The sequence below is a fragment of the Phaeobacter inhibens DSM 16374 genome (assembly GCF_000473105.1).
Classification (GTDB): Bacteria; Pseudomonadota; Alphaproteobacteria; order Rhodobacterales; family Rhodobacteraceae; genus Phaeobacter; species Phaeobacter inhibens.
Genome location: NZ_KI421498.1, coordinates 1186974 through 1210719 on the forward strand (window position 1 = coordinate 1186974; position 23746 = coordinate 1210719).

24 protein-coding genes are annotated in these 23746 nt (G+C 58.6%); 5 read left to right on the forward strand and 19 right to left on the reverse strand.

From position 1 onward, the window contains the following. Nucleotides 1-17 precede the first annotated feature (17 nt). The 6 genes from INHI_RS0109345 to INHI_RS0109370 all read right to left on the reverse strand — a co-directional run bounded on the left by INHI_RS0109345 (nucleotide 18) and on the right by INHI_RS0109370 (nucleotide 5168). Nucleotides 18-695 carry a response regulator transcription factor gene (locus INHI_RS0109345; protein ID WP_014874424.1) on the reverse strand — a complete coding sequence of 226 codons (678 nt, stop codon included), beginning with the start codon at nucleotides 693-695 and terminating at the stop codon, nucleotides 18-20. Between the two features lie 152 nt (nucleotides 696-847). Next, nucleotides 848-1216, reverse strand: a complete 369-nt coding sequence (locus tag INHI_RS0109350) for a glycine zipper domain-containing protein (protein ID WP_027247482.1) — start codon at nucleotides 1214-1216, stop codon at nucleotides 848-850. Between the two features lie 186 nt (nucleotides 1217-1402). Then, nucleotides 1403-1879 carry a PepSY domain-containing protein gene (locus INHI_RS0109355; RefSeq protein ID WP_027247483.1) on the reverse strand — a complete coding sequence of 159 codons (477 nt, stop codon included), beginning with the start codon at nucleotides 1877-1879 and terminating at the stop codon, nucleotides 1403-1405. A 123-nt stretch (nucleotides 1880-2002) separates the two neighbouring features. After that, nucleotides 2003-3403 (reverse strand): TRAP transporter large permease, encoded by a 1401-nt coding sequence (locus INHI_RS0109360; RefSeq protein ID WP_014879798.1) that lies wholly within the window; start codon nucleotides 3401-3403, stop codon nucleotides 2003-2005. Nucleotides 3404-3414: 11 nt separating this feature from the next. Continuing rightward, a complete protein-coding gene (locus INHI_RS0109365; RefSeq protein ID WP_014879797.1) occupies nucleotides 3415-4065 on the reverse strand; it encodes a TRAP transporter small permease subunit in 651 nt (216 codons plus the stop codon). Nucleotides 4066-4151: 86 nt separating this feature from the next. Next, nucleotides 4152-5168, reverse strand: coding sequence for a C4-dicarboxylate TRAP transporter substrate-binding protein (locus INHI_RS0109370; protein ID WP_014879796.1), 1017 nt, complete (start codon nucleotides 5166-5168; stop codon nucleotides 4152-4154). A gap of 601 nt (nucleotides 5169-5769) precedes the next feature. On the opposite strand from INHI_RS0109370, the gene acs reads away from it, so the two are divergent. From acs to INHI_RS0109385, 3 genes are all read left to right on the forward strand, one after another. Next, on the forward strand, nucleotides 5770-7731 hold the full coding sequence (gene acs, locus INHI_RS0109375; RefSeq protein ID WP_027247484.1) for an acetate--CoA ligase: 1962 nt from the start codon (nucleotides 5770-5772) through the stop codon (nucleotides 7729-7731). An 8-nt stretch (nucleotides 7732-7739) separates the two neighbouring features. Further along, on the forward strand, nucleotides 7740-8423 hold the full coding sequence (locus INHI_RS0109380) for an adenylate kinase (RefSeq protein WP_027247485.1): 684 nt from the start codon (nucleotides 7740-7742) through the stop codon (nucleotides 8421-8423). Between the two features lie 201 nt (nucleotides 8424-8624). Then, entirely contained in the window at nucleotides 8625-9125 is a 501-nt protein-coding gene (locus INHI_RS0109385; RefSeq protein ID WP_014879792.1) for a flavin reductase family protein, read from the forward strand. A gap of 33 nt (nucleotides 9126-9158) precedes the next feature. On the opposite strand, the gene INHI_RS0109390 is transcribed toward INHI_RS0109385, so the two are convergent. From INHI_RS0109390 to INHI_RS0109425, 8 genes are all read right to left on the reverse strand, one after another. Then, entirely contained in the window at nucleotides 9159-10406 is a 1248-nt protein-coding gene (locus INHI_RS0109390) for a 4Fe-4S dicluster domain-containing protein (protein ID WP_254656868.1), read from the reverse strand. 293 nt (nucleotides 10407-10699) lie between these two features. Next, nucleotides 10700-10918, reverse strand: coding sequence for a DUF6500 family protein (locus INHI_RS0109395; protein WP_014879790.1), 219 nt, complete (start codon nucleotides 10916-10918; stop codon nucleotides 10700-10702). Between the two features lie 134 nt (nucleotides 10919-11052). Beyond that, on the reverse strand, nucleotides 11053-12039 hold the full coding sequence (locus tag INHI_RS0109400; protein ID WP_027247487.1) for an ABC transporter substrate-binding protein: 987 nt from the start codon (nucleotides 12037-12039) through the stop codon (nucleotides 11053-11055). 120 nt (nucleotides 12040-12159) lie between these two features. Next, entirely contained in the window at nucleotides 12160-13005 is an 846-nt protein-coding gene (locus INHI_RS0109405; protein WP_014879788.1) for an ABC transporter permease, read from the reverse strand. Nucleotides 13006-13090: 85 nt separating this feature from the next. Further along, complete coding sequence (locus INHI_RS0109410; RefSeq protein WP_027247488.1) at nucleotides 13091-14008, reverse strand: ABC transporter permease; 918 nt, start codon at nucleotides 14006-14008, stop codon at nucleotides 13091-13093. Between the two features lie 105 nt (nucleotides 14009-14113). Further along, nucleotides 14114-14953 (reverse strand): ABC transporter ATP-binding protein, encoded by an 840-nt coding sequence (locus INHI_RS0109415; RefSeq protein ID WP_027247489.1) that lies wholly within the window; start codon nucleotides 14951-14953, stop codon nucleotides 14114-14116. Nucleotides 14954-15013: 60 nt separating this feature from the next. Next, on the reverse strand, nucleotides 15014-16468 hold the full coding sequence (hydA, locus tag INHI_RS0109420) for a dihydropyrimidinase (protein ID WP_027247490.1): 1455 nt from the start codon (nucleotides 16466-16468) through the stop codon (nucleotides 15014-15016). Nucleotides 16469-16593: 125 nt separating this feature from the next. Continuing rightward, the gene (locus INHI_RS0109425; protein ID WP_027247491.1) at nucleotides 16594-17844 is read right to left on the reverse strand and encodes a Zn-dependent hydrolase; all 1251 of its coding nucleotides are present in this window, start codon (nucleotides 17842-17844) and stop codon (nucleotides 16594-16596) included. A gap of 240 nt (nucleotides 17845-18084) precedes the next feature. On the opposite strand from INHI_RS0109425, the gene INHI_RS0109430 reads away from it, so the two are divergent. Beyond that, complete coding sequence (locus tag INHI_RS0109430; protein ID WP_027247492.1) at nucleotides 18085-18711, forward strand: TetR family transcriptional regulator C-terminal domain-containing protein; 627 nt, start codon at nucleotides 18085-18087, stop codon at nucleotides 18709-18711. A 100-nt stretch (nucleotides 18712-18811) separates the two neighbouring features. Here the strand turns inward: INHI_RS0109430 and preA are convergent, their stop codons facing one another. The 4 genes from preA to INHI_RS0109450 form a co-directional block, all read right to left on the reverse strand. Beyond that, nucleotides 18812-20116, reverse strand: coding sequence for an NAD-dependent dihydropyrimidine dehydrogenase subunit PreA (gene preA, locus INHI_RS0109435; protein WP_014874407.1), 1305 nt, complete (start codon nucleotides 20114-20116; stop codon nucleotides 18812-18814). A gap of 53 nt (nucleotides 20117-20169) precedes the next feature. Continuing rightward, a complete protein-coding gene (locus tag INHI_RS0109440) occupies nucleotides 20170-21504 on the reverse strand; it encodes an NAD(P)-dependent oxidoreductase (RefSeq protein WP_027247493.1) in 1335 nt (444 codons plus the stop codon). Between the two features lie 327 nt (nucleotides 21505-21831). Then, nucleotides 21832-22227, reverse strand: coding sequence for a RidA family protein (locus INHI_RS0109445; RefSeq protein WP_014879780.1), 396 nt, complete (start codon nucleotides 22225-22227; stop codon nucleotides 21832-21834). Nucleotides 22228-22398: 171 nt separating this feature from the next. Continuing rightward, nucleotides 22399-22662: a DUF2312 domain-containing protein gene (locus INHI_RS0109450; protein ID WP_014874404.1), complete on the reverse strand. Its 264-nt coding sequence runs from the start codon at nucleotides 22660-22662 to the stop codon at nucleotides 22399-22401. Nucleotides 22663-22895: 233 nt separating this feature from the next. On the opposite strand from INHI_RS0109450, the gene INHI_RS0109455 reads away from it, so the two are divergent. Continuing rightward, entirely contained in the window at nucleotides 22896-23117 is a 222-nt protein-coding gene (locus tag INHI_RS0109455) for a hypothetical protein (protein WP_027247494.1), read from the forward strand. A 115-nt stretch (nucleotides 23118-23232) separates the two neighbouring features. Here the strand turns inward: INHI_RS0109455 and INHI_RS0109460 are convergent, their stop codons facing one another. Then, nucleotides 23233-23463, reverse strand: coding sequence for a hypothetical protein (locus INHI_RS0109460; protein WP_027247495.1), 231 nt, complete (start codon nucleotides 23461-23463; stop codon nucleotides 23233-23235). Between the last annotated feature and the right edge of the window lie 283 nt (nucleotides 23464-23746).

The following is a 23746-nucleotide window of genomic DNA, read 5'->3' on the forward strand; positions in this document are numbered from 1 at the left end:
GGCGCTTAAAGAAGGATCTAATCAATGAACATATACCCTGACCCGCGCACGGTTTTGATGAACTCCAGCCCAAACGGTTTTTCAATCTTGTTACGCAGGCGGCTCATATGGGTTTCGACAACACTAGTGGACGGATCGAAATTGATATCCCAGACCCGCTCCAGCAGCATCGCCCGGGTCTGGATCCGCCCCTTGGAGCGCATCAGAACCTCTAGCAGGCGAAACTCCTTGGGGTTCAGCAAAACGGTTGTCCCGTTGCAGGCGCAGGTCTGACTAAGCAAATCCAGATCAAGCCCGCGATGCGAGAGCCGCGTCGCTGTTTCTGCGGCCTCGGCCCGCCCGCGACGACCAAGGGCGGTGATCCGGGCCAGAAGCTCGGTCATGGCAAAGGGCTTGCTGAGATAGTCATCCGCGCCGGCCTCAAGCCCCTCGACCCGGTCCTCCACTGCACCAAGGGCGGTGAGCAGGATCAAGGGCGTGGTAATGCGCGCCGAGCGCAATGTTTTCAACGCCGACAACCCGTCCAAGTCCGGCGTCATCCGATCGAAGACCAGCACATCGTAGTCCCGCGTCGTCGCGGCCAGCAGCGCCTCACGGCCGTTTTCAATCCAATCAACCACATGGCCTGCGGCCGTGAGGCCCTTGACCGTCCAGGTCCCGATTTCGGGATCATCTTCCAGCAAGAGTATTCGCATCAAGCCACCGCCAGTTTCGGGAGAGCGACCAGAGATCCGCCGAAACGGCCCCTAGGTGCTGAAGTCGGGTCATGCCCGATTTTGACTGATCACATCCGAGCATATGCCCCCCGACGCCGCAAGCCATAGCGGTACAGCGCCGGGTCTTGGCGTCATGCCAGAACGCGGTGCCCACGTCCCTGCATACAACGGATCAGAATGGTGCGCCGCTGTTCATCCCGCTCGCTCTGCCCCTCAAGGGCGCCAACGCCACCGCCAAGCACCGCGCCAACCAGCGCATCATCCGCGCGGTCGCCATCCTTGCTGTCCACGGCACCAATGATGCCGCCAATAACCGCGCCTGTGACAGCACCGGATTGCAACGTCTTCTCCGTATGCCCTTCCGCCAAAGCCCGGCATGCCCCCAGATCTGCCTCATATCCAACCTGTCTGGGGCCGTCTGTGAGGAGTGGCTCATCAAAGCTATTGCTACACGCAGCAACAGTCACAAGCATCGCACATCCTGCAAAAATCATCTTCATCGTCGTCTCTCTCCGTCGTCCGGATTGCCGTACCTCTGGGTGCCTCGGGTGTTCGGCAAATCGCTGTGACCGCATCCATCGCGGTCTGAAATCGCATGTCTTTTAAGTCGCTTCTGCTGTCCGGTTGCTCCGAGCATCGGGCGTCAAACCCTGCGCCCCGGACAGCAGCTAAATCCAAGCGGTGGCTTAGCCCTTGTCGTCCGTCACGGCGCAGTGTCCATCTTCGTCGTCATCATCATCGTCGTGACGGTCACCATTGAACATCGCGCCATCCATCAACGCTGCGAATTCCATCACATCTTCGATGTCTTCTTCGATCAACTGCTGCATTAATTCAGGGGTCGCCGCAGTCTGACGCGCGGTGCTGAGAACGGCCCCATCACCGGCGCTGATGATGACTTCCGTCAGACTGGTGGGCGCGGCGATGGTGGCCTCATAGACAGGCTTGCTGTTGAACTCTTCCATGCTGAGCTCGATCACACGCCCTTTTGCCTGTTCCTTGGCGATGGACATGGCCTGCTCAACACCGATGGGGGCGTTCAGCATCTGTTCATAGGTCAGGTCCGGTTCAAAAATCGTCTCGGCGCGCGCTGTCTGTGCTGCAAAGCCAAAGGCGATCAGCGTGGCAGTCATGACGATACCGGTGGTGGTCTTGGTAACCATGGGGTGTCCTCTCTTGGTGGGACCGGGGCGATCACTGCACCCCGGTTGATGAGAGGAACTTGGCGGTTCAGACTTACATGGTCTCTTCCGCTGCCTTACAAATTTGTAAGCTAGGCAAAAACATCAGGCGAGGCTGGGCAGCCACAGTACAATTGACGGGAAGGCAACCAGAATCGCGATGGTGATCCCATCCGCAATGAAGAACGGTGTCACACCTTTGAACACATCCTGCACCGTCAGATCGTCGCGTACCCCCGCCACAACGAAACAGTTCAGACCAATGGGCGGGGTAATCAGACAGAATTCGGCCATTTTGACCACCAGAATACCAAACCAGATCGCACACATCGGACCGGACATGCCAAAGGTGCTCTCCGCCGCTGAAACATATTCGCCGCCATTGAGCGCCATCACAGCCGGGTAGACCACCGGCAGAGTGAGCAGCAGCATACCAATCGCATCCATGAACATGCCAAGAACCGCATAGGCCAGCAGGATGCAGATCAGGATCAGCATCGGCGAGAGCGTCAGCGAGGTGATCCAGTCGGAAAACGCCGCCGGCAGCTCGGCGAAGCCCAGAAAGCGCACGTAAATCAGCACACCCCAGATGATGGTGAAGATCATCACCGACAGTTTGGCCGTCTCCAACAGCGCGTCTTTCAGCTCCGCCCACCGCATGCCGCGATAAAGCGCCATCAGAAACACCACAAAGGCCCCGATTGCGCCGCCTTCGGTTGGCGTACCCCAGGCATCGCCACCAAAGGGGTTGTAAACAAACAGGATAATTGTCGCGACGACGAAAAGGATCGGCAACGCAGGCGGCAAAGAGACAAGCCGCTCCTTCCAGGTGAAGCCGGTGACGGCGGGGCCAAACCCCTTGATCGTCATCGCCATACCTATGATCAGCAAACCGTAAACCACCGCTGAGAAGGCACCTGGGATAAAGCCTGCAAGCAGCAGTTTTCCCACGTCCTGCTCAACGATGATCGCATAAATCACCAAAATGGCCGATGGTGGAATGAGCGAGGCCAGCGTGCCCCCAGCCGCAACCACGCCCGCCGCGAAGCGTTTGTCATAGCCAATTTTCAGCATCTCCGGGATGGCGATGCGCGCAAAGACAGCGGAGGTTGCAACCGACGCGCCAGAGACCGCGGCAAAGCCAGCGGTGGCAAAAACGGTGGAAACCGCAAGACCACCCGGCACCCATGCGAGCCAGCGCTTCGCAGCCTCAAACAGCGCCTTGGTGAGCCCCGCATAATAGGCAAGATAGCCGATCAGGATAAAGGTCGGGATAAGGCTGAGCGCCTGACTGGAGACCTTGGAATGAGGCACTTGTCCGGCGGTCTTCACCGCAATGGTCACCGCCTTGGTGAAACGCTCAGGATCATAGCCAAACTTGGCCCAGAAAATCCAGACGAGGCCAACCAGCCCGGCAAGGCCGGCGGCAAAAGCGACCCGCATTCCCAGAAGTACCGTCGCCAGAAGAAAGCCGCTGACCCAGAGGCCGATTTCGATAGGTTCCATTACCTGCCCCCTTAGTCGCGGTCGCTGGCGGAGGTTGACACTCCGCCCAGATGTTCAGCTTCTGCCGCGGCCTGTTCAGCCGCGCTTTGCACCAGTGGCACTGCGGCGGGGCGCGCCAGCCCCAGCACCAGCGCCCGACCGTAGCCCCAAACCTGCAGCAACAGCCGAAGGCACAGCACTGCAAACGCCACAGGCGCCAGCAACTTGGCAGGCCAGATCGGCAGGCCAATATCGATCGAGCTGTCGCGGCTCCATAGCGGTGCGGCAAAATCAAAGGAGCGGAGAAAATGTGACCAGCTCCCCCAAAGCAGCGCGAGCATGAGAGCCAGGATCAGCAGGACAGAAATCAATTCAAACAGCCAAAGCGCCCGCCCACGCAAGGCAGAGATCACCAGATCCATCCGGATATGGCTGCCATCCCGCTGCACAAAAGAAATACCCATGAAGGCAATCAGCGGCATCACCTGTTCGATCCAGTCAACATACCCCGGCAGGGGCGCGTTGAACGCGTTGCGCCCGCCAACCGATACCACCGCCAGCACCATCAGTGAAAACACCGCAAGGCCACTGATCAACGCCATCACGCGTTCCAACCGCAGCAGTTGCCTGTCCCATCTGCTGATCAGGCTGCCATCTTCCAGCACCGCCGCACTGCCTGCCATGCCCTGCCCCCGTTTTCTCTAGTCTACATTCACGCAATAAAGGGCCGGCGCAGAACTGCCCGGCCCCCTTTGCAACTATATAAAGATCAGCTGCCTGACCGCTGATCGCTCAGGGTTTTCTGCACCAGATCATAAAGCTCCTGTGCAGGCAGGCCTTGAGCGCTCATGTCTGCAATCCACTGTTCGCGGATCGGGTCGGCGGCCACTTTGCGGAACTCTGCCAGCTGGTCTTCGGAAATGGTGACCTTTTCGACGCCTTTTTCGGCCAGAACACTGTCCCATTTCTCAAGCAAGGCACCGTAGTTGGCGAGGTAATGTGCGATCGCCTCGTCCACGGAGCTGTCGAGCGCCTCGCGCTCAGCATCGCTCAGCGCCTCATAGGCATCGGTGTTCACAACAACCGGGCAGTTCACGGTGCCGGGGTTGAGGTTCTCAGTCCACCAGTCGGCCTTGTTGATGGTGCCAAAGCTCAGATGTGCATGCTGGGCAAAGGCAACGGTGTCAACCACGCCGGATTCCATCGCATTATACGCCTCGGTCGCGGTTACGGAGGTAGGCACGGCACCAACGGCAGAAAACGCCTTACCGATGCCACCGGTGGCCCGCACACGCATATCCTTGAATTCGCCCAGCTCATCACGGGCCTCACCTGTGCCGACGATATTGTACTGCGGCATCGGCGAGGTCATCAACAGCTTCGCGTTCCAGCGCGCCAGATCTTTCTGCACGGCAGGATGTGCATAAACCGCGTGGCTGACGGCCACCTCTTCCTCAAGGTTTGCAACACCTAGGAATGGCAATTCTAGCACGGTAATCGTCGGGTTTTTATCCCGGTGATACCCGGCGCAGAACTGCGCCATCTCGAAGGCACCGATGGAGATCCCGTCGAGATTCTCTTTGTTCTTTGACAGGCCACCATAGCTGATGTTCATGGTGAATTCGCCGCCGGTCTTCTCAGAGACCAGCTCAGCCAGTTTTTCAACATGTTCGGTAAAGGCGCGCCGCTTGCCCCAGACGGAGACATTCCATTCGGTGGCGGCCGCACTGCCTGCAATGGACAGGCCCGCAATCGCCGCAGTTGCGACGGTCAGATAAGTGTTCATGAGTTCCTCCCAGTTTGTACTCTTGCCTCATTGTCCCCCTGCCAGCCGCTCAAGCACCTGAGCGCAGGCCTGCCCACAATCATCAGATCACGGTCCCTTGGAGGTACAAAGCGACGAGCATCTGGCACCACGCTAGCGCCAAGCCAAGGCGCTGCCAACCCCACAAGACAGCCGTGCGGCATGGGCACAAAACCTGCTCACATCGTGGGCACATGGATCATTTCTAGCCACCAAGAGCGCACCAGGCACGGTCTGACGCGCGACAGCCTGGCACAGTTTGCCGCAGGCGATGGGGCCAGTCGCCGCTGGCTGATAGCGCCAGCACTGCGCCCTGCTTCGAATTACAGCCTCACGCGCGAGGCCAAGGATTTACAGCCAACACTATGATAAACAACACATCACCCTCATATAAACCCACAAAATTTACAATCAAACCTCTGAAAGAGAAATAGATTTACAGGTAAACCCTTATTCCATGGACACTTATTTCCTTATTTTCAAGCTTGGGTATTATCGCTGCGGAGGACGGAAAGGGTTTGACACATCTCGCTGTGCGCTGTGGTGTGCCATTCCGAGAACAGACTGGAGGGAGGGACACAAGATGACCCAGGAGAGCGACAGCAAAGCCTATGCGCCGTCGGAGGAGACGGTTGCGCGTGCCCATGTTAACGCCGCACAATATGATGAGATGTACGCCGCTTCTATGCAGGATCCAGAGGGTTTCTGGCGTCAGCAGGCGGAGCGGATCGACTGGATCAAACCCTTCACCCAAGTGAAGGACGTGGACTTCACGCTCGGTAATGTCTCGATCAACTGGTACGCAGACGGCACGCTGAATGTCGCCGCCAACTGCATCGACCGCCACCTTGACACCCGCGGCGATCAGACGGCGATCATCTGGGAGCCCGACAGCCCCGATGAGGCTGCACAGCACATTTCTTACAAGCAGCTCCACACCCGCGTCTGCCGTATGGCCAACGTCCTGGAGACCATGGGCGTGCGCAAAGGGGATCGCGTGGTGATCTACCTGCCGATGATCCCCGAAGCCGCCTATGCCATGCTGGCCTGCGCCCGTATCGGCGCAATTCACTCCATTGTCTTTGCCGGTTTCTCGCCAGATGCCCTGGCGGCGCGGGTCAATGGCTGCGATGCCAAGGTCCTCATCACCGCGGATGAGGCCCCCCGTGGTGGCCGCAAGACCCCGCTGAAATCCAACGCCGACGCCGCGCTCCTGCACACCAAGGACACTGTGAAATGCTTGGTGGTCAAGCGCACCGGCGGCCAGACCACGTGGATCGACGGGCGCGACTATGACTACAACGAAATGGCGTTGGAGGCGGACGACTACTCAAAACCCGCAGAGATGAATGCCGAGGACCCGCTGTTCATCCTCTACACCTCCGGCTCCACCGGCCAGCCCAAGGGGGTTGTACACACCACCGGCGGCTACTTGACCTATGCCGCGATGACCCATGAGATCACCTTTGATTACCATGACGGCGACATCTACTGGTGTACGGCGGATGTGGGCTGGGTAACCGGCCACAGCTATATCGTCTATGGGCCGCTGGCCAATGGTGCCACCACGCTGATGTTCGAAGGCGTGCCGACCTACCCGGACGCCAGCCGGTTCTGGCAGGTCTGCGACAAGCATAAGGTGACGCAGTTCTACACCGCCCCCACTGCGCTGCGCGCCCTGATGGGTCAGGGCAACGAATGGGTCGAAAAATGCGATCTGTCCTCTCTGCGCACCCTTGGCACCGTGGGCGAGCCGATCAATCCCGAAGCCTGGAACTGGTACAATGATATCGTCGGCAAAGGAAAATGTCCTATTGTCGACACGTGGTGGCAGACCGAAACCGGTGGTCATCTGATGACCCCCCTGCCCGGTGCCCATGCAACCAAGCCCGGTGCGGCGATGAAGCCCTTCTTTGGCGTGGCTCCCGTGGTTCTGGACCCGCAGTCCGGCGAGGAAATCACCGGCAACGGCGTCGAAGGTGTGCTCTGCATCAAGGACAGCTGGCCCGGCCAGATGCGCACCGTCTGGGGCGACCATGAGCGGTTCGAGAAGACGTATTTCTCGGACTACAAAGGCTACTACTTCACCGGTGATGGCTGCCGTCGTGACGCCGATGGCGACTACTGGATCACTGGCCGCGTCGATGACGTGATCAATGTCTCCGGTCACCGCATGGGCACAGCCGAAGTCGAAAGCGCTCTTGTGGCTCACGCCGCCGTCGCGGAGGCCGCCGTGGTAGGCTACCCGCACGACATCAAGGGACAAGGCATTTATTGCTATGTCACGCTGATGAACGACCGCGAACCGTCGGATGAGCTGGTGAAGGAGCTGCGCACCTGGGTCCGGACCGAGATCGGCCCGATTGCCTCTCCTGATGTGATCCAATGGGCGCCGGGTCTGCCGAAAACCCGCTCCGGCAAGATTATGCGCCGCATTCTGCGCAAGATTGCGGAGAATGATTTTGGCAGCCTTGGTGACACCTCAACCCTCGCCGATCCGTCGGTGGTGGATGATCTGATCGCAAACCGAGCCGACAAAGGATGATTGCCGACATGGACACCGCAGTTCTTACCCGCCCCGCTGTTTTGATCCTGCTCGGCCCTCCCGGTGCCGGCAAAGGGACGCAAGCGCGCAAACTGGAACAAGGTTTTGGTCTGGTGCAACTCTCGACCGGCGATCTATTGCGCGCGGCTGTAGCCGCTGGCACCCCTGCGGGTCTTGCGGCGAAGGCTGTAATGGAGGCCGGGGAGCTGGTCAGCGATGAGATCGTCATCAACATTCTGCGCGACAGGCTGGCCGAGCCAAACTGTGCCAAGGGCGTGATCCTCGACGGGTTCCCCCGCACCACGGTGCAGGCCGAGGCGCTGGACCGGCTGCTGGCGGAATCGGATCAGCAGATCAACGCGGCTGTCAGCCTTGAAGTGGATGACGCCGCCATGGTGGCCCGCGTGGCCGGGCGCTACACCTGTGGCGGCTGCGGCGAAGGCTATCATGATCAGTTCAAACAACCGCGCGTGGCTGGCACCTGCGATGCCTGTGGCAGCACCGACATGACGCGTCGCGCCGATGACAACGCGGAGACTGTCACCAGTCGACTGGCCGCCTATCATGCGCAGACGGCCCCGCTGATCAGCTACTATGACGGCAAGGGCGTGTTGAACCGAATCGATGCCATGGGCGAGATCAACCAGATTGCCACCGCACTAAGCGCGGTGGTCAAATCGGCAACCGCCTGAGCGACATCCTGAAACACCAGAGCCGGTCAGGCGTCAGCACATCGCCCGGCCACCAACCTATTGAACAGGCCCGCATAAAAATGTGGGCCTGTTTTGAATCTGCTCTGGCTTTTGTCGATGCGCATGCCACATTGGAAGCGGGTAGACATGGGATCCCTCCCATGGCACCCAGCACAGACCTGAAGTGAAAGCGCGCGCGATATGTCCGAAACCAGCTTTATTCCCGGCCCAGACAGCCTGCGGGCCTATCGCGATGCCCTGGGCTGCTTTGGCACCGGCGTCACTGTTGTGACCACCCGCACGGATCGCGGAGGACTCGCAATCACGGCAAATAGCTTCACATCGGTCTCCATGGATCCGCCGCTGTTGCTTTGGTGTCCTGCCCGGCAGTCCAAGCGTCACGATCCCTTTATCGCAGCCTCCCATTTTGCCATCCACGTGATGGCAGAAGATCAGTTGGACATGGCGATGCATTTTGCCCGCAACGGCGAGGATTTTTCCTGCGTGCCAAAGCATGAGAACGACAATGGCGTGCCCGTGCTGCCCAATGTCATTGCCCGTTTCGATTGCCGTCGGCATGCCTGCCACGATGGCGGCGATCACAGCATTCTGGTGGGTGCGGTCCTGCGCACGACCAGCCGTCCCGGCAAAGGCCTGATCTTCAAGCGGGGTCAATATGGCGGTTTTCTGGAGCAAGGTTAGCCGCGCAATCTGTGACGGTGGCGAAATCGCGCTCTAGGATAACTTATCTGCCCGATCAGCCCCAAAGAATGCCAGAATGCGCGCCAGATCCGGCCATGGTGCACGGCGCATCTCCGCGAGCTGTCGCAGCGCTGGCCCTGTCACAGGTGCCCGGTCCGTAACATCCGCCCCCCCCTCTCCTGCCCAATTGCCCGGGCCGCCATTGGGCCAATCATCTGGACCCTGCTGATCATCGTCGTCCCGGTCATCCCGGAGAGGTTGATTTTCCGACGCAGCCGCAATCGGAGTTCCGTCCGTCGACACCAGACACGGCTGCTGCGGGCTCGCTGGAGCAGCATCTGCAGTACTGCAGCCGGACACCCCATCTGACCAGAAAAAATCCTGATGTGTCAGCGACACCGGCATTCGGTGTCGTGACAGCTCCAGCCGCGGCACCAGCCGGATCGCATTTTGGCGACAAACCGACACACATAACCCGCATTGCATGCAGTCCGCCTCGACGAAGTCCAGCCCGCCGCCATTCTCAGCCCCGATCAGCGCATTGGTAGGGCACACCCAGGTGCAGGCCTGACAGAGGGTGCAATCACCGGTCAGCTCAATCCCGCCGTAGGGCGCATCCTGCGGTAAGGCAATCACATCCATCTCTTCGGACAGAGTCACAGTGGCAAACAGCTGCAAGGCCTCGCGCCGACGGGTCGGCTTGGCCTTGCTCTCACTGTCGATGCGGCGATGTTCCAGCACCGGAAGCTGTGAAATCCCCTCCGTCAGCAATTGCTCCAGATGTTCCGAGGAATGAAACAGGACAACGCGGTCTTCCAGTCCAAGGCAGGCCGCCAGCTCCATCTCACGCAGCTGCGCGAGACGCGCGTTCTCCTTCAATGCCGCTTCTAGGAGAACCCAGTCGAAACCGTCGGAGATCGCATGCAACAGATCGGCATGACCGGCACGCTCCAGGCCCCTGGTCGATGCCGCAGTAACATCCATGCCGGTCAGCGATATCCGATCTTTCAGCCATGACACCCCAGCCTCGCCCCCGGCATCATACATTACCAGCACCTGATCAGCCCCCCGCATGGACCCGGTGCCCGTGCGGTGCTGCCCCCGGCGCCGCGCCGCCGCCTCACAAAGGTCGGCCAGCGGCCAACGGACCTGGCTTTCCGGATTGTAACGCCGGTAGGAGGATCCGGGATGCGACACCCGCACCGCTGTCTTGCGCTCGGCCATATCCCGCACATCGGGCTGAGAGCGCAGACACAGTTGGACATTTTCCCAGTTAGTCATGGTCTCTCCCTTCGGATTGAGAACCAAACCACAGCCAATACGCTCCATCGTTTGATGATATAAAGCTAACATGGAATCCCCGGCTGTAACGGGTAATCGAAAATATGACTCAACTTTTAACTGTCATTTATCCTTAAATATACGCCATGCCCGAAGCAAAAAAACGAGTTTCCTTCAACGGAAAGAGAGTGTTTTTTCCGGTATCAGCACCCGTCCTGAGGCGGGCCTTTCCAAACTGATCTACAGTCAGGACTAAAGGCCACATAACGAGGGACACATGATGGCCGTCCTAATCAAAGATCAGCCTTCACCATCTCCCTAATCTTCACGGCTTTTTCAAAATGATCCAACTGATGGCGCTTGATCCACCATTCCGCCGCCTCCATTAGCTGTACCGGATCGTCATTCCGGTTGGCAAAAAAGGCATAAAAGGACAGCCCCACATTTTCTCCCTTTTTTGCTATCTTCTCGTCGCAAACCGTGACGATCTTCTGCCGCAAACTGTCTCTCATCGTCTTGGTCCTATTAATTTCCGAGGGTGTCGACGTCATCACTACGCAAAAAACAGCACGTTAAACACATATCTCACGGCAAATAAAAATCCCGCCCGCGGGAGCGGACGGGAAAAACCTCACCTAGGCGAGTTTTAGTTCAGCGCAGCGTCAGTAATAACATGTGTCCAAGCGCCCTCGGGCTCTTTGGTGATCACCGGGCTTGAGCCACCATCAAGCAGCGTCTTCACCGTACGCTGGTAATCAGCTTCACTCAGCGCACCATTGCTGCCGGCCGTGAGCTTCGCCACCTCAGACATCATCCGCTTCTGGTGCTCCTCGGTCTGAGCGCCGGAGGCATCATTGTCCAACACAATCTCCGCCGCGTCGTCCGGATTTTCTTCAGCCCATTTCCACCCTTTCATCGAGGCGCGCACAAAACGCTGCATCTTGTCGACAAAGGCCGGATCGTTCAGGTTCTCTTCCAGCACATAAAGACCATCCTCAAGCGTTGCCACGCCCTGATCTTCATATTTGAAGGTAATCAGCTCATCCGGAGCCACGCCCGCGTCAATCACCTGCCAATACTCATTATAGGTCATGGTCGAAATACAATCGGCCTGGCGCTGCAGCAGAGGATCGACATTGAAACCCTGTTTCAGAACCTCGACACCTTTTTCGCCTTTCCCTTCGGTCGAAATGCCCAGCTGACTCATCCAGCTCATAAAGGGAAATTCATTGCCGAAGAACCAGACGCCAAGGGTTCGGTTGGCCAGATCTACAGGCGCTGCAATGCCGGTGTCTTTCCAACAGGTGAGCATCATGCCGGAGCTCTTGTACGGCTGGGCGATATTGACCAGCGGCAGCCCCTTTTCGCGCGCGGCAAGGGCGGCTGGCATCCACTCGACTGTAACATCCGCGCCGCCCCCGGCAATCACCTGGGTCGGCGCAATATCCGGGCCACCAGGCAGAATGGTGACATCCAGATCCTCAGCCTCGTAGAAGCCCTGATCCAATGCAACATAATAGCCTGCAAACTGGGCCTGGGTGACCCATTTCAGCTGCAGCTTCACCTCATCGGCGGCCTGCGCCACCGATGCGGCTCCCAGCGCCATGGCGGCGGCGGTCAGCAGTGTTTTCATCTGTCTTCTCCCTGTTGTTATATCTGGTTGTATTCCTGAATTCTGCGCGAGTTACCCCGCTGTCTCCAAAGGTTTTCTTCCGGTTGACGCCAACTTCCAAACCGCAGGTCGCCAAGCTGCCTAACCCCGTTGCGACGGGTGCCAGAAGGTGAGCGTTTTCTCAATCAGCGCCATCATGCCATAAAATGCTGAACCGGCCAGTGCCGCCACAAGGATCTCGGCCCAGACCATATCCAGCGCCAGTTGCCCCACCGAGGTCGAGATACGAAATCCCATGCCCACAGTTGGTGAGCCAAAGAACTCCGCGACAATGGCTCCTACCAGCGCCAGCGTCGTGGAGATCTTGAGCCCGTTGAAGACAAACGGCAGGGCTGCTGGCAGGCGTAGTTTGAAGAAACTCTGCCAATAGCTGGCAGCATAGGTCTGCATCAGATCACGTTGCATCGCCGAGGTTTCGCGCAGTCCCGCCACCGTATTCACAAGGACCGGGAAGAACACCATCACCACAACCACCGCCGCTTTTGACTGCCAGTCAAACCCAAACCACATCACCAGGATAGGGGCCGTACCGACAATGGGCAGCGCGGCGACAAAATTGCCCACTGGCAACAGCCCACGACGTAGGAAATCGCTGCGGTCCACCGCAATCGCCATCAGTAACGCAGCACCGCAACCAATGATATAGCCGGACAGCGCGCCCTTCAGAATGGTCTGCTGAAAATCCTGCCACAAAATCGGCAGGCTGGTGGCAAAGCGTGCGGCGATCACGCTGGGGGCTGGCAGGATGACCAACGACACCTCAAGCCCTCTCACCAACAGCTCCCAGACAATCAGCAGCGTCACGCCGAAGATGGCCGGAACCAGCAGTTTCACCGCAGACGTATTCGACGCCGGACTATTGGCCAGTCTGCCATTCAGCCACCAGCCGCCACACCACACAAGCAGCGCCATAGATACCATCATCATTGACCACGCCCCCCGTTCTTCTGGCCCGAATTATCCCGGGTGAGCCGCAGAGTGGCGAGGGCAGCGCTCTCAATCCTAACAGTGCTCATGCCTGAACCCCCATGCGTTTCAGAACCAGCCGCTCAATCACGCCCAGCAGGGCAACCAGTGCGGCGGCCAGAATTGCAGCGGCAAACAGCGCAGACCAGATCTGCACGGTCTGCCCATAGTAGCTGCCCGCCAGAAGCCGCGCGCCCAGCCCTGCGACGGCACCGGTCGGCAACTCCCCGACGATGGCCCCTACAAGCGAGGCTGCGATGCCAATTTTCAAAGACGCAAACAGATAGGGCATCGATGCCGGCAGGCGGAGCTTCCAGAACCCCTGCCCCAGACTGGCGTTATAGGTCTTCAGCAAATCCAGCTGCATCTGATCCGGGCTGCGAAGCCCCTTGACCATGCCGACAACAACCGGGAAGAAGCTAAGATAGGCCGAAATCACCGCCTTTGGCAGAATCCCTTGCACGCCAATGGAATACAACACAACGATGATCATCGGTGCCAGAGCGATAATTGGAATGGTCTGGCTGACAATCGCCCAAGGCATCACCGACATGTCCATCACCCGGCTATGCACGATGCCGACAGCCAACAGGATCCCCAGACCGGTGCCGATGACAAACCCCAACAATGTCGCCGAAAGCGTCACCTGCCCATGATAGATCAGGCTCCGCTTTGAGGTGATCTTCTTCTCGACCGTGGTCTCCCATAGTTCCACTGCCACCTGATGCGGCGCTGGCAGTCGCGGCCGGTCCTGCGACCAGACATCTCTTATGGCAAAGGAATTGGTCGCAACCAGTCCAAACGAGCCCATGTCGCGACGCTCTCGGGCAGTGGCAGGAACCACCTCAGCACCCGAACGCTCCGCCGCATCCAGAACCCCCTTGATGTTCATGGGAACGCAGGCCGCGTACCAGATCACAGCAATTGCCGCGAGGACGCTTAAGACAGCAAGCACCGTTTTCATGATACTGCCCCTTTCCACGTGTTCACATGCCACGCCAAGTTTCTCCGAGGAAAATTCCCTGGGAAATTCAAATTTTCCGCTGGCCTATCTCTGCCGCTGCGCCGATCAGTCATCTGCATGCCCCGCGCGCAGACCGTCACGGACGCGGTGGGCGATCTCGATAAACTCAGCGCTGTCACGAATATCCAAAGGCCGTTCTTTGGGCAGCGGGCTGTCGATCACATCGTGAATGCGCCCCGGACGCGGTGACATCACTACGATCTTCGTCGACAGGTAGACCGCCTCCGGAATGGAATGTGTGACAAACCCGATGGTCTTGTCGGTGCGCGCCCAAAGCTTCAGCAGCTGTTCATTCAGGTGATCCCGGACGATCTCATCCAGCGCCCCAAAGGGCTCATCCATCAACAGGATATCCGCATCAAACGCCAGAGCCCGCGCAATGCTGGCCCGCTGCTGCATCCCCCCCGACAGCTGCCAGGGGTATTTGCCACCAAACCCCGCCAGCTCCACCAGCTCCAAAACCTGCTCGACCCGCGCGGCCTGCTCAGCCTTGGAATAGCCCATGATTTCAAGCGGCAGTTTGATATTTTTGGCGATCGTCCGCCAGGGATATAGCCCGGCAGCCTGAAACACATAGCCGTAGGCGCGTTGCCTGCGGGCCTCATCCGGCGTCATCCCATTGACAATCAGCGCGCCGCCAGTGGGTTGCTCCAACGCAGCGATGCAGCGCAGGAACGTGGTCTTGCCACATCCGGAGGGGCCGATGAAGGAGACAAAGTCGCCCTTGTTGATTTCTAGGCTCACATCCTTCAGCGCATGCACCGGCCCGTCGTTGGTCTGGAAGGTCAGGTCCAGGTTGCGCGCCTCTATGACCGGCGCCTGCGGGGTGATATCGGAAGCGGCGGCCTGGGATTTGAGCGCCTGGGTGGTCGTTTCCATATTCATCTATTCGCCTTGATTTCACACAGGAAAACGGGCCGCCATTCCTGGCAGCCCGTCCCTGAATTACACACCTGTCACCGGAATACCTGACCGCTCGACGGGACGGGGCGCCGTCAGATCTTTCCAGGTCGACAACGCCTTGTTCACCGTCGCATTGGCCTCGCGCTCAACAAAGGTGCCATGGCCCTCCTGACAGCGGATCTCACCGTCGTGAACCGCCACTTGGCCACGGGTCAGGGTAAAGCGCGGCAACCCCTTCACCTCATGCCCCTCAAAGACGTTATAGTCGATCGCCGACTGCTGGCTCGCCGCCGAGATGACCTTGGTCTTTTCAGGATCCCAGACCACCAGATCCGCGTCCGCCCCGACCAGAACCGCACCTTTCTTGGGGTAGCAATTCAGGATTTTGGCAATATTGGTCGACGTCACGGCGACAAACTCATTCGGCGTCAGGCGGCCTGTGGCCACCCCATGCGTCCACAGCATCGGCATCCGGTCTTCCAAACCGCCGGTGCCATTTGGGATCTTGGTAAAATCGCCCACACCGGTGCGCTTCTGCTCGGTGGTAAAGGCACAGTGATCCGTTGCCACAACCGACAGCGAGCCAGACTGCAACCCATTCCACAGGCTATCCTGATGCTGCTTGTTGCGGAACGGCGGCGACATGACCCGGCGCGCCGCATGGTCCCAATCCGTATTGAAATACTCGCTTTCATCCAGGGTCAGATGCTGGATCAACGGCTCACCCCAGACGCGTTTCCCCTGCATGCGGGCACGCCGAATGGCCTCGTGACTGTCCTCGCAGGACGTATGCACCACATAAAGCGGCACGCCGGCCATATCAGCGATCATGATGGCCCGGTTGGTGGCCTCACCTTCAACCTGCGGCGGACGGGAATAGGCATGCGCCTCAGGACCGGTATTGCCCTCTGCCAACAGCTTGGCCGAGAGTTCCGCCACCACATCGCCATTTTCCGCATGCACCATGGCGATGCCGCCCAATTCGGCCAGTCGTTGGAAGGAGGCGTAAAGCTCATCATCATTCACCATCAATGCGCCCTTGTAGGCCATGAAGTGTTTGAAGGTGTTGATGCCGCGGGTCTCGATGACGGTTTTCATATCGTCAAAGACTTGCTCCCCCCACCAGGTCACCGCCATATGGAAAGAGTAGTCACAATTGGCACGGGTCGATTTGTTGTCCCAGCGCTTCAACGCGTCCAGCAGGCTCTCGCCCGGGTTGGGCAGCGCAAAATCCACCACCATGGTGGTGCCGCCAGCAAGCCCCGCCCGCGTCCCACTCTCAAAATCATCACTGGAGTATGTCCCCATAAAGGGCATCTCCAAATGTGTATGCGGATCAATGCCGCCCGGCATCACGTAGCAGCCGGTCGCGTCCAGTTCCTCATCCCCTTTCAGTCCCTGACCGATCTCGATGATTACACCGTTTTCGATCAGCACATCCGCCTTGTAGGTCAGATCCGCCGTCACGATGGTGCCGTTCTTGATGACTTTCGCCATGGTCTATCTCCCTGTGAGAGCGCGGTCATTGCCGCATCTTTCTTATTACACCCCCAATGGCACGGACATCTTCTGGCCCAGATTATCCTCGAGGGAGCCGCGCGGACGCGACGGGGGCGCGCGCCCTATGCGATGATTTCGGCAGTCTCCAGAACTGCGTGCAACATGACATCTGTGCCAGCTGCCGCCCAGTCCTTGGAGATATCCTCGGCCTCGTTGTGGCTTAGCCCGTCAACGCAAGGGCACATGATCATCGCGGTCGGGGCCAGATCATTGATCCAGCAGGCGTCATGCCCGGCGCCGGACACGATATCCATATGGCTGTATCCCAGCCGTTCAGCAGCGGAGCGCACCGCGGTCACGCAGCCCTCGTCAAAGGTGACAGGATCAAAATGCCCGACCGGCTCAACCTCAAGTCCAAGGCCAAGCTCATCAGCGATTTCCTTCGCCTTCACCTCATATTGCGCCCGCATGGAGGTCAGTTTCTCCAGATCCGGAGACCTGAAATCGACCGTGAAAACCACCTTTCCAGGGATCACATTGCGTGAATTGGGATAAACATCGCAGTGACCAACAGCGCCCACGGCATGGGGTTGATGGGCCATGGCGATCTGATGTGCCGCCTCGGTCATCCGGGCCATACCTAGGCCCGCATTGACCCGCATGTTCATCGGGGTGGAGCCTGTATGAGCATCCTTGCCAGTGACAGTGCACTGCAGCCACCACAGTCCCTGACCATGAGTGACCACACCGATATCCTTGTTTTCCACTTCAAGGATTGGCCCTTGTTCAATATGCAGCTCAAACATCGCGTGCATCTTGCGGGCGCCGACCTCTTCGTCACCGATCCAGCCAATACGCTTCAGTTCATCGCCGAATGTTTTGCCGTCAGCATCCTCGCGGGCATAGGCCCAATCCTGCGTGTGTTTTCCGGCAAACACACCAGAGGCCAGCATCGCGGGCGCAAACCGCGTGCCCTCCTCATTGGTCCAGTTTGTCACGACAATCGGATGTTTGGTCTTGATGCCAAGATCATTGAGCGTGCGGACAACTTCCAATCCACCAAGCACCCCAAGGACACCGTCATATTTGCCGCCTGTGGGCTGCGTATCCAGATGAGATCCCATATAGACCGGCAGCGCTTCGGGATCAGTTCCTTCGCGCCGGGCAAACATATTGCCCATCGTGTCCAGCCCCATGGTGCAGCCAGCCGCCTCACACCACGACTGAAAGAGTGCGCGCCCCTCGGCATCCGCATCGGTCAGGGTCTGACGGTTGTTACCGCCTGCGACACCGGGGCCGATTTTTGCCATTTCCATCAGGCTGTCCCACAGCCTGTCGCCATTGATCTTCAGATTCTGTCCAAGCGACGTCATCTCAGCTTCCTTCCCTGTTGCCCTGCTTTTTCGCAGGGACGTGCGGCTTTGCGCCTTGTCGGTGGCTTTGAAACGCTGGTCATGATTTGACCAACTGGTCAAACTCAGGCTATCACGGGTGGACATTCAGTCAAGAAATTGCGTCTAACGAAGCAAGAAAACTCCGGCAGGCAGAGCCGGTTGAGTGAAAATCAGGCGCGCAGCGGTGTTGCGGCCCCCAGGAAGAGCCCGAACAGCCCGATGCCCAAGGATCGCAGCCCGACCCGCATTCAGAAAAAGAATCGCGCCACTATTCTGGAGGCAGCCCTTGAGGTGTTTTCCAACAGCGGATTTCGCGGTGCGACCGTGGACCAGATTGCCCGCGCTGCCGGGTTAAGCAAGCCCAATCTGCTTTATTACTTCCCCTCGAAGGAAGCAATTTTCACGGAACTGTTGTCCGGATTGCTCGACACCTGGCTTGACCCGCTGCGCGCCATTGACCCAGAAGGCGATCCGCTGGAGGAATTGCTAGCCTATGTGCAGCGCAAATTGCAGATGAGCCGGGACTTCCCGCGCGAAAGTCGACTGTTTGCCAATGAGATCGTGCAGGGTGCGCCGCGAATGCTGGACACCCTGTCCAAGGATCTCAAACCTCTGCTGGAAGAAAAAGCGGATCTGATCGAAGGCTGGATGAGCGCTGGCAAGCTGAACCCGACCCATCCGAAACACCTACTGTTTTCGGTCTGGTCGCTGACCCAGCATTATGCGGATTTTGATGTCCAGGTGCGGACGTTGATGGGGGATGAGGATCCCTTTGATGCGGCACCAGAGCATCTGGACCGAATGTTCCGACGCATGCTGACACCCGCTGCCACCGGCGTTCGCTGACCGTTCCCTTTTTGACAGGACAGACAAAAAACGGCGCGCCGGTCAGGACGCGCCGTTTCTCATATCACTCACACCGGCCATTGCGGGCCAGTGACCCCGCTTACTCAGCAGCGGTCACCGCCGGGTTGTTCGGATGGGTTGTCCAATTGGCATAATCGTCGGAAACAACCTCGCCCGTACGCTCATCAATCTGCCCGGCGGGCACCTCTTCCATGGTGATGCAGCCTTCGACCGGGCAAACATTGACGCAGAGGTTACAGGCCACGCATTCATCGTCTTTCACTGTGAAGACGCGATCCTCGCTCATCGCGATGGCCTGATGCGAGGTGTCTTCGCAAGCGGCAAAGCAGCGGCCGCATTTGATGCAATCATCCTGATTGATCTTGGCTTTGGCGACGTAGTTCAGATCCAGATACTGCCAGTCGGTGACATTGGGGACAGCTTTGCCGACAAAATCATCCAGCCGGTCATAACCTTTATCGTCCATCCACTGGTTCAGGCCGGAGATCATCTCCTTCACCACATTGAATCCATAGGTCATAGCTGCGGTGCAGACCTGCACGTTGCCAGCGCCCATGGTCATGAACTCCGCGGCATCGCGCCAAGTTGTCACGCCGCCGATGGCCGAGATCGGCAGACCATGGGTTTGCGGACAACGGGCAATTTCAGCCACCATATTCAGCGCAATCGGCTTCACCGCCGGGCCGCAATAGCCGCCGTGTGTACCTTTGTCGCCGATGGTCGGCTCAGGCGCCATTGCATCAAGATTTACCGAAACGATGGAGTTGATGGTGTTGATCAGGCTGACAGCATCCGCTCCGCCCGCTTTTGCCGCCCGCGCAGGGTGGCGAATGTCGGTAATATTCGGCGTCAGCTTCACGATCACCGGCTTGGAGTAGTATTTCTTACACCATTCCGTGACCATCTGGATGTATTCCGGCACCTGCCCCACGGCAGAGCCCATACCACGTTCCGCCATCCCATGCGGGCAGCCAAAGTTCAGCTCGATCCCGTCAGCACCGGTGGCTTCGACGCGCGGCAGGATATCCTTCCACGCCTGCTCTTCACAGGGCACCATCAGGGAGACGATGATCGCACGATCCGGGTAGTCCTTCTTCACACGGGTGATCTCTTCCAGGTTCACCTCCAGCGGGCGGTCGGTGATCAGTTCGATATTGTTGAGCCCCAGAAGACGGCGATCCGCCCCCCAGATCGCGCCATAGCGCGGCCCATTTACATTGACGACGGGAGGGCCCTCGGAGCCGAGGGTCTTCCAGACCACCCCGCCCCAGCCGGCCTCAAAAGCACGGCGCACGTTGTATTCTTTGTCCGTCGGCGGCGCAGAGGCGAGCCAGAACGGGTTCGGAGATTTGATCCCCAGAAAATCTGCTGTCAGATCAGCCATTTGTCTGTTCCTTACACTGGCAACACAGGGCCGGGTCTGGCCCCGTGGCTGGCTTAGCCCATCAGGCTGGCGTGGATATCCATAGCGGCGTCGCGCCCTTCGGCGACGGCTGTCACGGTGAGGTCTTCTCCGCCAGAGGCGCAATCCCCTCCGGCCCAGACCCCGGCAAGTGACGTGCGGCCCTGCGCGTCCACCTTGATCTTGCGCCCTTCAAGCGTCAGCGCATCGGGCTGATCTTCGAGGGCCTGCCCGATCGCCTTGTAGATCTGGTCGGCTGCGATCCGCACCGTCTCGCCGGTGCCGGTCAGCTGACCGCCTTCGCTGGTGGTATATTCCAGCTCGATTTCAGCACAGGCACCGTTGCCATGTACCGCGACAGGCTGAACATTGAACAGCAGGCGCACCCCCTTGGTTGCGGCCAGATCCTGCTCAAACCTGCTCGCGCCCATGGCGTCACGGCCGCGGCGGTAGGCGATGGTCACAGTCTCAGAACCAAGAAGCTTGGACTGAACCGCAGCATCCACTGCCGTCATGCCGCCGCCGATCACGACAACATTGCGCCCGACCGGCAGGCTCGTCAGATCATCAGCCTGACGCAGTTCGGCGATGAAATCGACGGCATCACGGACGCCATCCTTGTCCTCGCCTGCGGCACGCAGCGCATTGACGCCGCCAAGACCGATAGACAGGAACACTGCATCATAGTCAGCCTTGAGCGCGTCCAGGCTCAGTTCCGCACCGAGTTTTTTACCGTACTCGACGGTAATGCCACCGATTTGAAGCAGCCAATCCACTTCACGACTGGCGAAATTCTCAGTCGATTTATAGGCAGCAATCCCGAATTCGTTGAGGCCACCCGCCTTTGGCCGGGCCTCATAGATGACCACGTCATTGCCCAGCATTGCCAGACGATGCGCTGCTGCCAATCCTGCGGGTCCGGCACCGACAACAGCGATCCGCTTGCCCGTTGCCGCTGCGCGCGTGAAGGGATGTACCCCCTTTTCCATCAACGTATCGGTCGCATGGCGTTGCAGGCGACCGATCTCAACCGGCTTGCCCTCTGCCGCTTCGCGGACGCAGGCTTCCTCGCAGAGTGTTTCGGTCGGACACACCCGGGCGCACATACCGCCAAGGATATTCTGTTCCAGAATAGTCTTCGCCGCAGCTTCCGGGTGACCGGTCTGTATCTCGCGAATGAATTGAGGAATGTCGATGGAGGTGGGGCATGCCGTCATGCAGGGCGCATCGTAGCAGAAATAACAGCGATCCGCTGCCACTGCCGCCTCATGCGCCTCATATTGCGGATGCAGATCTCCAAAGTTATCGGCAATCTCCGAAGCGGACAAACGCCCTGCCTGGATGCCGGATGCCTGATGGCTGGTCGCCATTGGGTGTCTCCCTGGATTTGTTTTTTATGCAAATCAGAGTGCCACAGTTTGATTTTTTATCAACTGGTAAAATTTTTGATCGGTCGATTTTTCAAGGTGGCATCATGAAGAAAGCGCGACAACACATTGCATAATAATAGAAATACCGCCCCGCACAAAAGTTGGGCAGCTGGGGCAAACCACCCCGATTAGCCGATTTGCGCAAATACTGCGACCTAAACAGGGTCAGCACCATTGCCCTAAGCAAAGTAAAAAAGCCGCCCCTCTGCCCGATACAATCGTACAGAAAAGCGGCTTCAAAAACTCTGAATAGATGCGCAGACCCGGTTAGGTGAGCATGGCGGTAGCTTCGATCTCGATCTTCGCGCGATCTTCGACAAGCCCCGCAACCACGACCATCGTCATCGCCGGAAAGTGGTAGCCCATGACAGCGCGGTACGCTGAGCCGACGTCACGCTGATGCGCCAGATACTCGGCCTTGTCGGTCACATACCAGGTCAGCCGGGTGATGTCGCTGGCGGTGCCACCGGCCTCCTGCACGACCGCCAGAATATTCTCAAGCGCCTGGCTCATCTGGCCAATGAAGTCGTCCGTCTCAAAGACCTGATCCGCAGTCCAACCGATCTGGCCACCAACAAACAGCATCCGCCCCTCACCGATCATGCCGTTGGCATAGCCTTTGGCCGGTTTCCAGCCTTCGGGGTGCACATTCACTGTCGGCATGTTTGGCTCCTGTTCTGAGCGCGACGATCCGCGCAATCCCTAACGGGTTCCAATATCCATCAGGAATAAATTTACTTCAAGCTTAAAATATGCAAACTTAAAGAACAAAAAAGCCCTCCGCCATCGCGAAGGGCCAAACAGGCTTGCGCCATCAGATGAAGCCGCATCGGCTCACATGCCAAGCGCTTCCTTGTACATTTCCAGAACCGCCTCTTCTTCGGCGATATCATCTTTGTCACGTTTGCGCAGCGCAATCACCTTGCGGATCACCTTGGTGTCATAGCCGCGCGCCTTGGCTTCGGCCATGATCTCTTTCTGCTGCTCAGCAAGATCTTTTTTCTCAGCGTCCAGACGCTCAAACCGTTCAATAAACTGGCGCAATTCACCAGCGGTCACACGGTAGCTGTCGCTTTTTTCGTCTTCGGTCATATCCATCGTGGGCTCCGTCGGCAAAGGGTGGAAATTCGGATCAGCCCTCCAGATACAATCGCACCCCTTGCTCCGCAAGCGGTGATAGGGAGATCGGGCACCCGACCCGCCCGAATAGGCAAAAACAACCACAGTCGGTGCGCGCGCCTAACCCCGGCTGGCTTGCCTTGCCCCTGGCAATCAGGTAGGCGCAGGCCAAACATGACCGGCGCAGCGATGCGCCGCCACTGGAGAGCGCGATGTACGAGATTATGGTTTGGGCCGGCGCGGCCATATCTGTGGCAGGATTGATCGGGCTGATGTGGAGCGTGGTGCGCGTCATGCAGGCCAAACGGCAGAAGCTGGACGACGATGCCCTGCGCGCTGTGGTTCAGAAAGTCATGCCCTATAATCTTGGTGCGTTGTTTCTGTCGGTCATCGGGCTGATGCTGGTCATGCTGGGGCTGACACTGGGCGGCTGATCGCTGACTCAAAACGGTCATGACCACGACAGCGGGCGGCGCTCCTTTGCAGCCCCCTTGCACCAGCATCCAGCATCTAAGTCTATTGCCCCGAACAGGCGGGGTCGGCGCAGCCTCAAACCGGCATGTTGTCGAACATTTCTTCAGCCGCCTCCTCACCGAGCATCTGTTCCAACCGCAGCATTCGGCTTGGAACGCGCCCCCCCGCGACCCGCAACTGTGCCAGGGTTCGGCTGAACTCAGTATATAAGACAAGCCGATCCAGCCGATGCGCGGCCAGTATTCTGCGTTCAAACCCTTGCGCTTGCTGCATCAGATTGTCGATCTTCCTGTTATCACTGGTCATTCTGCACTCCTCCCTTGGACCTGCGCGTCGGACCGCATCAACGGCATGGCCCGGACACCCGGCAGGATTGCGGGAGGCTGCACAACGGCCTCCAACTCCATCCCGGCACCCGAGTCTTGGCACAGGTCATCGCGGCTCACCTCACCGCCGTCGCAACGATAGCAGGAAACCCGCTACGTGACTTTGAGCAAGATCAACCATAACGCGAAATTGCGCTCATGCAAGCCATGGCGGCGAACTTGGCAGCCTGCATCCGCCGACCAAAGTCCATTCAAGTTTTATC